At 43.2% G+C, this 13,462-nt stretch carries 13 protein-coding genes; 6 read left to right on the forward strand and 7 right to left on the reverse strand.

Annotated elements, in window-relative coordinates:
- Position 1 precedes the first annotated feature (1 nt).
- Both OB236_RS19855 and OB236_RS19860 read left to right on the forward strand, forming a co-directional pair.
- Positions 2–1,798 carry a helix-turn-helix transcriptional regulator gene (locus tag OB236_RS19855; RefSeq protein WP_262685560.1) on the forward strand — a complete coding sequence of 599 codons (1,797 nt, stop codon included), beginning with the start codon at positions 2–4 and terminating at the stop codon, positions 1,796–1,798.
- 141 nt (positions 1,799–1,939) lie between these two features.
- On the forward strand, positions 1,940–2,329 hold the full coding sequence (locus tag OB236_RS19860) for a tautomerase family protein (protein WP_262685561.1): 390 nt from the start codon (positions 1,940–1,942) through the stop codon (positions 2,327–2,329).
- Between the two features lie 251 nt (positions 2,330–2,580).
- Here the strand turns inward: OB236_RS19860 and OB236_RS19865 are convergent, their stop codons facing one another.
- Positions 2,581–3,540 (reverse strand): serine hydrolase domain-containing protein, encoded by a 960-nt coding sequence (locus tag OB236_RS19865; RefSeq protein WP_262685562.1) that lies wholly within the window; start codon positions 3,538–3,540, stop codon positions 2,581–2,583.
- A gap of 187 nt (positions 3,541–3,727) precedes the next feature.
- On the opposite strand from OB236_RS19865, the gene OB236_RS19870 reads away from it, so the two are divergent.
- Positions 3,728–4,162: an SRPBCC family protein gene (locus OB236_RS19870; RefSeq protein WP_262685563.1), complete on the forward strand. Its 435-nt coding sequence runs from the start codon at positions 3,728–3,730 to the stop codon at positions 4,160–4,162.
- An 82-nt stretch (positions 4,163–4,244) separates the two neighbouring features.
- Here the strand turns inward: OB236_RS19870 and OB236_RS19875 are convergent, their stop codons facing one another.
- A complete protein-coding gene (locus OB236_RS19875; RefSeq protein ID WP_076233649.1) occupies positions 4,245–4,523 on the reverse strand; it encodes an ArsR/SmtB family transcription factor in 279 nt (92 codons plus the stop codon).
- A 434-nt stretch (positions 4,524–4,957) separates the two neighbouring features.
- Positions 4,958–6,142, reverse strand: a complete 1,185-nt coding sequence (locus OB236_RS19880; RefSeq protein WP_262685564.1) for an MFS transporter — start codon at positions 6,140–6,142, stop codon at positions 4,958–4,960.
- A 289-nt stretch (positions 6,143–6,431) separates the two neighbouring features.
- Between OB236_RS19880 and OB236_RS19885 the strand changes: the two genes are divergently transcribed.
- Together OB236_RS19885 and OB236_RS19890 are read left to right on the forward strand one after the other, a co-directional pair.
- Positions 6,432–7,160, forward strand: coding sequence for a class I SAM-dependent DNA methyltransferase (locus OB236_RS19885; protein WP_262685565.1), 729 nt, complete (start codon positions 6,432–6,434; stop codon positions 7,158–7,160).
- Between the two features lie 435 nt (positions 7,161–7,595).
- A complete protein-coding gene (locus OB236_RS19890) occupies positions 7,596–8,771 on the forward strand; it encodes an FAD-dependent oxidoreductase (protein WP_262685566.1) in 1,176 nt (391 codons plus the stop codon).
- 1 nt (position 8,772) lies between these two features.
- Here OB236_RS19890 and OB236_RS19895 read toward each other — a convergent pair whose 3' ends face one another.
- From OB236_RS19895 to OB236_RS19910, 4 genes are all read right to left on the reverse strand, one after another.
- The gene (locus OB236_RS19895; RefSeq protein WP_262685567.1) at positions 8,773–9,525 is read right to left on the reverse strand and encodes an ABC transporter permease; all 753 of its coding nucleotides are present in this window, start codon (positions 9,523–9,525) and stop codon (positions 8,773–8,775) included.
- Positions 9,518–10,438, reverse strand: a complete 921-nt coding sequence (locus tag OB236_RS19900) for an ABC transporter ATP-binding protein (RefSeq protein WP_262685568.1) — start codon at positions 10,436–10,438, stop codon at positions 9,518–9,520. Before OB236_RS19900 ends, OB236_RS19895 begins: the two co-directional genes overlap by 8 nt.
- Positions 10,439–10,557: 119 nt before the next feature.
- Positions 10,558–11,493 (reverse strand): sensor histidine kinase, encoded by a 936-nt coding sequence (locus OB236_RS19905; protein ID WP_262685569.1) that lies wholly within the window; start codon positions 11,491–11,493, stop codon positions 10,558–10,560.
- On the reverse strand, positions 11,493–12,197 hold the full coding sequence (locus OB236_RS19910; RefSeq protein ID WP_408638504.1) for a response regulator transcription factor: 705 nt from the start codon (positions 12,195–12,197) through the stop codon (positions 11,493–11,495). The genes OB236_RS19905 and OB236_RS19910 overlap by 1 nt, the downstream gene beginning before the upstream one ends.
- Before the next feature lie 265 nt (positions 12,198–12,462).
- Between OB236_RS19910 and OB236_RS19915 the strand changes: the two genes are divergently transcribed.
- Positions 12,463–13,431, forward strand: coding sequence for an arsenic resistance protein (locus tag OB236_RS19915; protein ID WP_262685570.1), 969 nt, complete (start codon positions 12,463–12,465; stop codon positions 13,429–13,431).
- Positions 13,432–13,462 lie beyond the last annotated feature (31 nt).

Raw genomic sequence — 13,462 nt, forward strand, 5'->3', positions numbered from 1 at the left:
CTTGTACGACATGGTTAAACAATGGTTCTGGTATGATTGGATCATGTTCCTGATTCGAATTATTAGCAGTGTATCGCTCTTTCTCACAACGATTCAATTCCAGGATCAAATACCGATGCCGCTATGGGGTATGGGTATTTGGCAGCTTATCGCATTTTCCGTACCTTGGCTGTGCTTGCTTCTTAACTATAAGTACTATCTGCTAACGGAAATTGTTTTTTCCGGGGGGCTGTGCTTGTTTTTGGGATATTTATTTCCAGAAGCCTATTTGTCGTTTTTGACATATGCTTTTCTGATCGCTGCCAATAGTGCACATCTTTCCTATCGTTGGTCGGGGCCTATTTCCATCGTCCTCATACCCTTACTTATTAATCTGCTGTCTCATCAGAATAGCTACTTAATTATGATCATTCACATCGGGCTGGCTTACACGCTCGGATTTACCTTTCATCTGCTGGTCGTTAATCATAAGCAAAATGAGATCATCCGCGGGCAAAATGCCGTCCTGGAACAATATTTATCTCAAATCGAACGTATCACATTGGCTGAAGAACGTAACCGGCTTTCCAAAGAGCTGCACGATACGATCGGACATTCCTATACCTCTATCATTATGGGATTGGAAACAATGCGACCTCAGCTTTCGGAAAAGGCGCAGGAGAAAGGACTCGATCCTCTATTGCTATTGGCTCGCAAAAGTATAGAGGAAGTCAGAGGCTACTTACATAAGATGGAATCACCGCAAGAAAAGCTATCGCTGCTGCAATCTTTGCAGAATTTGGCCGATGAATTTCAAGCGAATACCAAAGTGCAGGTTCATTTTCGAACCTATGGCGAGGAATACCAGTTACCCAAGCAGGCCAAGCTGACATTTTATCGCTGTCTTCAGGAATCATTAACTAATGCGGTACGTCATGGTCATTCCACGGAAATTAATGTTTCTGTGCAATTTGAGCAATGGCAAACGAGACTCGAAATAAAGGACAACGGTACAGGAATGCAGAAATGGCAGGAAGGCTTCGGCCTGAACGCAATGAAAGAACGAGCCATGAATCTGCAGGGACATGTCTCTGTTTACTCTGAGCCCAGTGAAGGAACTGTTGTTGTTTGCACACTGCCCAAGCAAGCGGAGCTGCCAGAAGAAATCATTCGCTTGCTGCTCGTTGACGATCAATCCTTCATACGTGAGAGTCTTCGTACCCTGCTGGAAAGACACAAAGATTTGCAAGTGGTGGGTATGGCTGAGGATGGAGAGCAGGCCATTGAAATTTGTGAGCAGGTCCAGCCGCAGCTTGTGATCATGGACTTGGACATGCCCAATATGGATGGTATGACTGCATCGAAAATTATGAAGCAAAGGTGGCCGAACATTCGTATTCTCATTCTGACCACGTTTCAAGATACGGAGCAAGCCCTAGAGGTGCTGAGAAGTGGGGCGGATGGGTACTTATTGAAATCTATGGAGCCACGTGAGCTTGTAGAAACGATTCGTCTTGTGTATCGTGGGGGCACTCTCATAGATCAGGATATGTCACAGAAATTGTTTGAGAAAATTCAACTGGACAAAGAGGAGAACAGCTTACCCAATACGAACACAACGGATGAATATGGACTAACGCCTCGTGAATTAGAAATTTTGCAGCTCGTATCCAAGGGTTTGCGTTACAAAACTATCGCCTCAAAGTTATATTTATCTGACGGAACCGTCAGGAACTACGCCTCAACCGCCTATATGAAACTGGGCGTACGTAATCGGGAAGAAGCGGCCAAGAAAGCAATGGATGCTGGATTTCTCTAGTGCCTTAAAGAGGTTCTTGTTAATTCATTTAGATAATTTATCAAGGGAGTGCCTATATTCCCGAAAGGCATGTTATAATATGGGGGATAATGGAAGTGATTTATCGAGAATAGTTGAGACGAGAAAGGTGAGATGAGGAGCATGGCTCAAGTGAAGATCTTTGGTCTTAAGGAAAATCTGAACCCCATTAAGGAAAGGGTTTCGGATATTATTCATCTTTGTGTTGTTGAAGCTTTTAAATTTCCAATGGATAAGAGGTTTCATCGTTTCTTTCCAATGGCTAAAGAGGATTTTTATTACGCCGCTGGACGAACTGAAGCCTATACCATTATTGAAATAAGTATTTTTGAAGGACGTTCAGTGGATTCCAAAAAACAATTAATTCGCATGCTTTTTGAAAATTTTCATAACAAATTAAATATCACTGCGCAGGATTTAGAAATTACAATTTTTGAGACTCCTAAATCGAATTGGGGGATCAGAGGTTATCCAGGCGATGAACTTCAGTTGAATTATAATGTGAATGTATGAATGTGGTTAGGGGCAGCCAATGAATTTGGTTGCCTATTTGCTTTGCTATACATAGTGAAAAGTTACAGAATAAGTACTGCTGCGATACACATTGAAAATAGAAAGTATTTGTTGTCAAAAAAATGCTCTAAACCCTTGTCTTACAAGGATCTAGAGCAAGCTTTACCGTAATTCTTATCCTTGCTCTTAATAGAGTATACTCATGATTCTGTACGATAGTTAAGGAAGGGAAAACTCCAATATTCGATTGATCACTCTATAGCTGGAAGAAGCTTCTCCCATACGATATCCAGTAACGCCTGCATTCTTTTCTCGTCCGAGGTAATCGCAATGACCACATCCTGCTTGGGCATTATGATACAGAATTGACCGTTTGCACCTCTTCCACAAAACCCGCCAAACTGGCAGCGCCAAAACTGATACCCATAACCCTGCTGCTTGTCTATACCATCCATAGCAGCAGTTGATATATGAACAGAAGTCGCCTTCTCAATCCATTCCTCCGATATGAGTCGTTGACCGTTCCAAACTCCTTTACGTAAGTATAACTGTCCAAATTTCGCGATGTCCTCTGTCGTAAGATTAAGACCCCAGCCGCCACAGTTAATTCCCATAGGACAAGAATCCCAAGTTACATTTTCGATTCCAAGAGGTTGAAAAAGTCTGGTCCGTAGATAGTCGAGAAGCGTTTGTCCGGTTACCTTCTGTACGATCGCGGACAGTAGGTAAGTAGCGCCACTGTTGTAGACGAATCGTGAACCTGGAGCTTCTTCAATGGGCGTTTCGAAGAAAGCTTTTACCCAATCACCGTCTTGTGTATTCCGTATGAGGTTTGTAGGATCTTCTGAATGGCCAGAAGTCATTGTAAGCAGATGTCGGATCAGTAAAGAGCTCATGTTGGACTCAATTTCCGGTGTCATATGATCAGGGAAATATTGCAGTACCGGCTCCTCGATGGATAGCAGACCATCATCAACCAACATACCGATAGCTGTTGAACAGAAGCTTTTACTAATTGAAAATAAAGCATGCGGTTCGTCCGGATGATGCGTCGGCCACCAGTTTTCGGATACTACGTACCCATGACGAAGGAGCATAAAGCTGTGCATATTCAATCCGGCAGCTTCAATGGCCATAATGAATTGTTCAATGGCCTGTGGAATGATATTCTGATCTTCAGGTTTGGAACGAGGTAACAGATGTTCTGTCATATTAGCCCTCCCGTAGATATGGTTTCTTTTTCCATCATAACATGGATTGGGCGGAAGCGATGAGGACAATTGGAATAAAATGAAAGATTTATTGCCGCGATAATAAAGCAGACATGCGTTTGCAGGTTTCAAGTGGATACGATATGATGATGGCAGTTTCAGAAAACTCAATAGGAGTTGATTTCATATGAACCTAGAGGTCAATACAAAAATGAAAATATCAAAGTCTGTAAAGGACGTATTCGAAGCATTTGTGTATCCTGTACAAATGGCAAACTATTGGTTCACAGGCTCGGATCAATGGGAACAAGGCAAAACGATTACTTTGAGATATATGGAATACAATGCACAAGTGGATATTAAAATATTGGAGCTCGAAGAAAATAAGAAAATCGTGTTCCAGTGGGGAGCAGCAGGGGATGGGAATGTGGTTACGATTACGCTGAAAGAGCTTGACTCTAAGAGTGCCCTTATTGAGGTTAATGAAGTAGGCTTTAAAGAGAATGATGATGAACTCATAAGCAAATTGTTGGGCAATAAAGAAGGCTGGGTATACATGTTAACCTGTCTAAAAGGTTATTTGGAATATGGCGCTATTTTGAGAGCTGCATTGGTGATATAAGGTTTATTGAATGTTTAACGGTAGTCTGGACTGAATTCCTATGTCCTGGGCTACCGTTGTATTTGTGTAGAACGACCCATACTTATATTTCCGAAAGTTTGTCCAAATAAGCGCGCAGAACATCGTGTTGGAGAACAAGACTCATGAACTTGCCTTCACGAATGCATTGAACCAAATCGGCTGTCTCCAATTCTTTAATATGATGGGAGATGGTAGCGGCGCTCACGTTGTGGGACTCATGCAGTATACTGCATGGTAGCGGCTCTTTGGCTGCTCCGATTTCCTTGAGCATTTGATAACGACGCGGTTCGGCCAGGGCGCGGGAGATCCTCGAGAACTGCTGGTCGGATAAGGTTGTCATACAGATTTCTCCTTTTCTGTGACATTGTGTGTTGTTGTATTAACTTCTTTTTATGTCGTGGGTCGCTCTTCATTTTGATGATATGGAAGTATCTTGATTTGTCAACGCAGATTCAGTAACGATGAAAAGCAACTGTGATTATGTTTATCATACCATATTTGGTCTAAAATTTCTCCTGAGCAGACAGGATGATCGATCCTCCACTCCCGTACATTTCTGATCCTATCAGGCATTATCGTATAATTTAATTAAGGTACCCATTTAAATCCCAGAATTGACCATGTTTGAGACATTGTTATAATTGGAGATGCTATGGATTACACAATCCCTACAGGATTCATAACAGCAAATAAACAGCTCCATTTAGCAATAGTCATAGAAGGGAATTGTAGTTCCCTCTATGCTTATTGCTAAAAGAGCTGCTTGTCTGGCAATCAGTGATTAGTGAGGGTTAGCTTAGATCTCGCTTTTTTTGAACCAAGGGATGTTCTTAGCATAATGGTCACAAAACCAAGCGCCAGGAATATGATGCCGGACCATACGACATGATGAGTGCCCATACTTGCAATAAACATACCGCCAATTAATGTGCCGACCGTTACGCCTAGATTGGCAAAGGCAACAAACAAGCCGTTTGCAAAGTCAGGCGCTTCTGGGGCTGAGGAAGTAATCCAGTATTGAGATATATTGAGTCCGAGGGTAAAAAGAACACCCCATAACGCGATAATTATCGTCATTGGAATAGTGAAATTCCCTAGCAAATACGCGAGTAAATAAATGACTCCGAACACAAATGGAAACACGATTGCTGTTGCGATCGCTCTATTGCTTAGTAATTTTCCAGCCAATAGATTACCTGCCATACCGGTTACACCGAATAATACCAACATCAGGCTGATTTGTTTTCCAGTCATATGAGTAACGGTATCCAGATACTCGGCAAAAAAACTGTAAACGGCATACATCGATGAATTCAAGAAAATGACAGTCACAATGCTGATCCAGACCAGTGGTTTCTTCAACACGCCCAACTGTGCTCCGTAGGATAGTTTTTCCTTAACGGGCATAGACGGGATGAAAGCGAGAATGGCTACGAATGCTATCGCATTGACTACGGCAAAGAACCAAAGTGAAGCTTCAAGTGACATGACGTCCGCGATAAAAGACGTGATGGGTGTACCAATGACCATCCCGGCAGTAACGCCCATGAATACCTTGGATATGACTTTGGGAACCTGGTCTTTGCTAACGGAATTGGCTGCTGCTGTAAAAGCTACCGAGAAATAAACGGGATGCAGGAACGCAGGGATAATCCGAGCTATAAGGAGCACGGTAAAGTTAGGCGCATAAACAGATATCACATTGGTGATGACGAAAAGTCCGATTACCATGAGCATGGCTATCTTACGATTCATTCCTGAGAAAAGCAAGGGTAAGAAGGGTCCGCTAATCGCAACAGCCAGTGCGAAAAGGCTGACAAGCAAACCTGCGTCGGATACGGTTATGCCAAATTGTTGGGAAATCTGTGGCAAAATGCCGATTACACCCATTTCGGTATTGATGATACCAAAGATACCGAAAGCGAGGATGAATATAATTAAAGATTTAGATTGAGCCACCTTTGAAATCATCTCCCAATTATCGTGTAGTTGTATATCTCTCAATTGACGCTAGTCACATGCGCCGATTTCTTCAAACCTCAAGCAGCTCTTGCGGGATTAAACAGACTAAATCATATCAAACCATCCTTCTTTTTTTGTCGTCAATTAGATACTTGTATAACTATATAATTAAAGGTACTGTTCGTCAAGTACCTTATTCGCGCACAAAAACAAGGAAAATGAACTTAAATGTGGAATTCGTTAACATAACGTGAAGTGCAGACAAATAGAGGGAAGGTGTGAAGAAATGAAAGAAAAGGTTCTCCAAGCTTACGAAAAGCTTGCTAAAGACTATGAAATTCATGTTGATACTGAGAGTGGGCATAACGCTTATTATGAACGACCGGCGATGATGAAGCTTATGCCAAGCGATATGAGAGAACTAGCAGTCCTGGATGCTGGCTGTGCCGCAGGTTGGTATACGGAGCAATTTATAAAACGGGGTTCTCAGGTTACGGCTGTTGATCTAAGTCCTGCCATGGTAGAAGCTTGTAAAAGGCGAGTCGGTGATGAGACAGCGGTGTTCACTTGTGATTTGGCTGAAACACTTCCGTTCCATAACGAGATATTCAATCTGATTGTAAGTTCATTGACCCTTCACTACATAGATGACTGGGAACCCACCTTTCGTGAATTTCATCGTATCCTGAAACCAGGAGGCTGCTTGATTTTCTCCGTGCATCACCCTTTTATGGACTTTAAACACTTTGATAGACCCGATTACTTTGCCCATGAGCTACTGAAGGAAACATGGAACAAAAAGGAGTCTGGACCCGTAGAGGTTACATTTTACAGGAGACCTCTTCAAGAAATACTTAACGTCACCTCAGCACAATTTGTAATTGACCGAATCGTTGAGCCGCAGCCCGATATAGAGTTCAAAGATAAACCTGAGTCCATGGATTGGTATAAGCGATGGTTTGATCGTCTTTCGACGAACCCGCATTTTCTAATTGTAAAAGCACGAAAACAATAATCGTTACTTATAAGACATAGTCTGAACCTCCATTTGGTAGCATACCAGAAGGAGGTTTTTATTTTGACGAACATAGTTCTTTACGAACTATGTTCGTTGTGGTATAACTTGAAGAGAAAGGAGCGAGTTGAAATGAATACAAATACACAAGCGAATCATGCCACAGCCGCGTTCTCAGTCGAGTGACTCCCATTACGAAATCTGCTCAACAAATCGTAACCTCATTTGGTATTACTATTGTCACTGCTTATTTATCACACCGTATCAACGCCTTACAAGATGTCCACAATTGGGCAAGAGGCTTGTCCCTGTAAGTGTTAGGATAAACGGAAATATTGTTATATCTATAAACGAACAATGCTCTTTACGAACTATGTTCGTTATTTTATAAAATAGTTAAGACATTCACAAACTAACTTTGAGGAGCTGAAAAGGATGACAGCAGCATCAGCAAAAGAACAACGTATCGCAATTATAGGTGGAGGTCCCGGCGGATTGACGTTAGCCCTGATTTTGCAGCGGCATGGTATAAAAGCCGTCGTGTATGAACGCGAAGATTCGGATAAAAACCGCGACAGTGGTGGCTCGTTGGACATTCATGAAGATACCGGGCAAATTGCGCTTAAAGAAGCAGGCCTTTACGAGCAATTTAAAGCGATTGCCCGCTATGAAGGAGAAGACTTCCGGCTTCTCGACAAAACAGGCAAAATTTATATGGATGAGGTGGCTGGCGTCGATGATACTGGGGAACGTCCCGAAATCGACCGCGGAACCCTATGTGATCTGCTGCTGAACGCTCTCGATCCTGAATGCCTTCACTATGGGCATAAATTAATTGAAGCCATTCCTTTGGATAATGGCATGCATGAGCTTCGCTTTGAGAATGGGCACGTGGATACCGTCCATCTTGTCGTCGGTGCCGATGGCGCCTTCTCCCGTATACGTCCTCTTCTCACGGATGCCAAAGCCGAATATAGCGGACTCAGTATGGTGGAGCTTAATGTGGACAATGCAGCCGTTGCCCATCCTGAACTCGCCGCCTTTAACGCTCGTGGGAAGATGTTTGGTCTTGCCGATCATCAAGCGATTCTTGCTCAGCTCAATGGAGATGGCCGTATCAAGGTATATTTAAGCTTTAGAGCCGAACGTGACTGGCTGGATACGTGCGACATTCCATTCAATCAGCCCAAGGAAGCGAAAAGGAAGCTGCTACAGTATTACAGTGATTGGGACGAACAACTGAAGAACTATATCCACTGCTCTAACGACAAGATGATCCCAAGACGCATCTATATGCTGCCTGTCGGTCTGAAATGGGCCTTCAAGTCGGGTGTCACGTTAATCGGTGATGCTGCGCATCTGATGTCTCCTTTTGCCGGAGAAGGCGTGAACTTGGCGATGCTGGATGCAACACAACTGGCGCTAGCCATCGCTCACTATGACGATCTCGATGAAGCGGTCAGCGTGTACGAGGAGAAGATGTACGTCTACTCATCCCGATCAGCCGGGGAATCAGATAAGAACCTCAAGCTTATTTTCTCCGATGACGCTGCAACCAAATTGAAGGAAATGTTTGATCAGTATCATCAGCAGGCTGAACTTAAAGAATAAATCAAGAACCGCTATGAACCTCGGACTTCGTGTAATAGAGCGCATTGAAAATAAAAAATAGTACAAAGGTTAATCCATTGGGATATAAAGGGTTGAGAACACCTATATTCACATTTGATTTAATCAAATCAAGCATATGAATGATCGCAGAACCAAATGGAAAATAGCTTACAAAAGTAATGCGTTCCGGAATATGGTCCTCAACTCCCTGAATCGCCATCATATTAATGAGGATAGCGACAATTCCGAGCACGACCGGAGGGATGAAGCTTTTTCCAACAATCCCGGCAGTCATCATAATCGGGATAAGCAGAGCTTGCAGCACAAACATCCACAAATACGCATCGGTATATTTCCAGAACAGTTCGGCCGTAATCGGTTGATGGCCTATTAAGCTGCCCGACAACCAAATCAATGAATAATTAAGGGCAGATACCGTAACAGATAGAAGCAGAACGACAACCATTTTTGCAAATAAAATCGTGACGCGACGATGAGGATATACGAAAAGTTGATTAACCGTATTATCATTGTATTCCCGGACCACCACATATCCTGCTAGCATCGATAATAACATCGGACCAATCATTACGTTGAGAAACAGAAGATTGTTATTTAACAGATTGGTCCAATTCATGTCCTTGAATTCACCGAATGTGGTGATCAACGCAGGCAGTACAGCACCAATGATCGTTAACCAGAGAATGTTGGAGCGTTTTAATTTCAGTAATTCGGTATACATAATATTAAGCAATTCGAGCACCCCCCGTCAGGCCAAGGAAATAATCCTCCAATGTTTCACGCAGCATCGTAATTTCGCACACATCTATGCCGTTATCAACAAGTGTTCGATTGATCATAGCCGATTCTGATAGCTGTTCGAACACCCTGACAATGCCCGGTTCGGGAACGGAGTAGTCGTGAATGCCCAGCTTCTGCTCCAGCAGCATAACTGTCTGACGATCATTGCTTACCTTATACTCCACACAATGTCTGTTTCTCATCTGCAGCGCTTGTTGTTCAATTTCCTCCACTAATTTTCCGTTATGAATAATGCCAAGTACCGTAGCCATCTGCTGAACCTCACTTAAAATATGGCTTGATACCAAAACAGCAATATTGCGTTTCGATGCCAACTCAATAATTAAATTGCGTACTTCCTTTATTCCAACAGGGTCCAAACCGTTTGTTGGCTCATCGAGGATAAGCAGCTCCGGATGATGCAGTAGAGAACGGGCTATGCCAAGACGCTGCTTCATTCCGAGCGAGAAGCTTTTCACTCGCTTGTTGCGAACGTCCAGCAAACCTGCTTGCTCCAGTGATTGTTCAATGCTTTCCTTGTTCCCCATACCCATCATTCGGCGGTGGATGTCCAGGTTCTCGGCGGCAGTCAGATTCGGATAAAATCCGGGTATTTCAATCATCGAACCGATGCGTTCAAAAGCGGCTCTGTGCCCCGACTCCAAGGTCTGCCCGAACAGTTCGATCTGGCCTGATGTGGGTTGGATGAGACCCATAATCATGCGAATCGTCGTCGTTTTACCTGCTCCGTTCTGGCCGAGAAAACCGTAAATCTCTCCTTTTTTCAAGGAAATGTTAATACAGTCGACCGCTGTGTGATCTTTATACTTTTTGGTGAGGCCGCTTGTTTTCAAAATGGTTTCCACTTGTTCCCAACCCCCTATAAGTTTTGCATAGCAAAATGACTTCATAAGCCATCATTTTGGTTGGTTTTAATTATATAGAGTACACTTTACATCCTAATTAACTATTCCTTACATTTTTCTTAAGTTGCCTTGGGCAAATAGAAGGAAAAGCTGGTTTTTTGATTTGGGATGCTGTCGACATGAATTTCACCTTGCTGTTTCTCAACTAATTTTTTGGTAATCGTCAGGCCCAGACCGTTCCCTTGCTGAACAGCATTTCTGGATGCTTTGCCCGTATATAGGCGCTCGAATATATACGGCAAATCTGTCTCTGAAATCCCTTGGCCTTGATCCCAAACATCAATCCATACGCGTTCTTCTTCTTCCCGAACCCTAATGCCGATCATTCCACCTTCCACTCCGTAACGAAGCGAATTGGACAGCAGATTGTTCATAATCCGATCTATGCTGTGCCCATTTCCCCAAACGTAAATGGGGTGTTCGGGAAGCTGCAGCTGTGGACTCAATTGTACGAGCTGAAACTGGTGATAAAAGGAAAGGATCGCTTCTTGTATTTTGTCAATGATGTTGATTCTCTCAGGGTTCAATAGTTCATCATCGGCCTCCAGTTTGGAAAGCTCGAAGAAATCTCGTATCAAGGTTTCCAGCTTGTTCCCCTTGGAGGAGATGATTTGGAAGTAATGCTGTCGTGCAGCTTCTGTAAGGGTTTTATCTGTCTGCATGAATTCTACGTAGCCTAGAATGGCTGTTAGCGGTGTTCGTAAATCGTGGGAGAGATGGGTGATCATTTTTTTTCGTTCGCTTTCCAGCCAGTTGACCTTCTCCATGCTTCGCTGAAAGTCATCGATGAGTCGGTTCATACTGCCTCCGAGCTCGTTCAGGGATTTCTGCGTGGTGGGGATACGGACTCTCTGATTGATGCTGCCATTGCGTATCTCTTCGATACGGGCGGTCACCATCGCTAATTGCCGTTTGAAATGCCACTGTCGAATAACAAGTAAGCTGCTTGAAGCAAGCAAAATAACGGTGATGCTAGTCTGGATGTACATGAGCATCAGTTAGCAGCCTCCCCGAGTTTGTATCCAATTCCCCAAACCGTTTGAATATATTCCGGCTGAGACGGATTCAACTCAATTTTAGTGCGAAGACGGCGGATATGTACCATGACCGTGTTGTCATCAGACATACAGTCTTCCTTCCAGACGGCTTGAAAAATTTGCGCCTTCGTGAAGACCCGGGAAGGTTTGGAGAGAAACAACTTTAATATTTCAAATTCTTTGGAAGTCAGCGTTATTTTACCGGTTCGTGACGCGACTTCATAGGTATGCAAATTGATCGTAAGATCACCATGGGTCAACACGGACGAGGGATCGTCTTTCGTACTATTGTTAAAGTAGACATAACGTCGAAGCATAGCCTTGACCCTCGCGGATAGCTCTCCAAGCCCAAAAGGCTTTGTTAAATAATCGTCCGCACCGAGCCCGAGTCCGATGATTTTGTCCACCTCTTCTCCTTTTGCAGACAGGATCAGTACAGGAATATTTTGTGTTTCTCGTACGCGACGGAGTACTTCATAACCGTCAATCTCAGGTATCATCAGATCCAAAATGAGGATTTGAAATTGTGTTTGTGTTAAGAGGCTGAGTGCCTCTTTTCCGTTGTAGGCGGATGTTGTTTCATAGCCTTCTTTTTGTAAATAAGCGGTCAGCAATTCGTGAATCTCCCAGTCATCTTCGACAATGAGTATTTGTGAAGTTATATTGTCCACTCCTCGATAGTTCGGATACAAACATCTTACCTTTTTTTGGATTTTTGGAAAAGCAGTAACTAGGATCAATCGTCAAATGAGCATTCTTTCTCTGCGGTATGCTGTCATTAGACGCAACAAAAAGCTTATCCAGTCATACAAATCATACATATATGGTATGCTGTAAACTAGTTGACTCCATGGGAAAGCATGTGTTCAGCAGTTGCAATGTGACAAAATGGAAATTTTAACATCTGGGAGGGACGTTTATTAGATTATGGTTACCAGAGAGACACTCGAGCAAAAACAAATTTTGATTTATGTCATTACCCTAATTGCTGCTGCAGTTATTGGGTTGATGTGGCCAGCTTTTTCTTCGACATTTGGGTATATAACCTCAATCGTGATTGCCATTCTACTATTTAGCATGTTCACTCAAATACCTTTTTTTCGTTTACAAGAAACGTTATCCAATCGAAGATTTATTTATGCCCTGCTCGTTACGAACTACGCGGCGGTTCCTTTATTGGTCTGGCTGCTAACGAGCTTTTTACCTAATCAACCACCACTATTACTTGGCGTTATGCTTGTACTTTTAGCACCCTGCATTGACTATGTTATCGTCTTTACTCACCTTGGACGAGGCAACGAAAAGCTTATGCTGATCTCGACACCTTTTCTTTTTATTACCCAAATGTTATTCCTGCCTTTGTTTTTGTGGCTTTTTATCGGCGATCAGGCCGTTGAATTCATTAGTTTGGAGCCTTTTTTTGAAGCATTTATCGGACTTATTCTGCTTCCCCTTCTGCTTGCTTTGGGTGCACAGTTTTGGGCGACCCGCAGTAAAATGGGAGAACTAATGTTAGATGGTGCCGCATGGCTTCCGGTTCCTTTTATGGCCTTAACGCTTTTTGTGATTGTAGCGTCCCAGATCAGCCGCATCTATGAATATTATGAAGTGATCATATACGCAATTCCAATTTATATCGCCTTTATGGTCATTATGCCTTTTGTCGCAGCTCAGCTTGCAAAATGGTTTCGATTGGACGTTTCGGCTGCCCGTGCGCTCGTTTTTAGCGGAGGCACACGCAACTCACTGGTTGTCTTACCGTTTGCTTATGCATTACCGGATCCGTTAGATGGGTTGGTTGCTGCGGTTATTGTCACTCAAACGATCGTGGAATTGGTAGGCGAGCTCATTTATATTCGTGTGATCCCGGGTTATCTGATTCGTGATAAGCAATAATTTGAGAAAAGGACTGCATCTGGTGGTCCTT

The organism is Paenibacillus baimaensis (genome assembly GCF_025567575.1).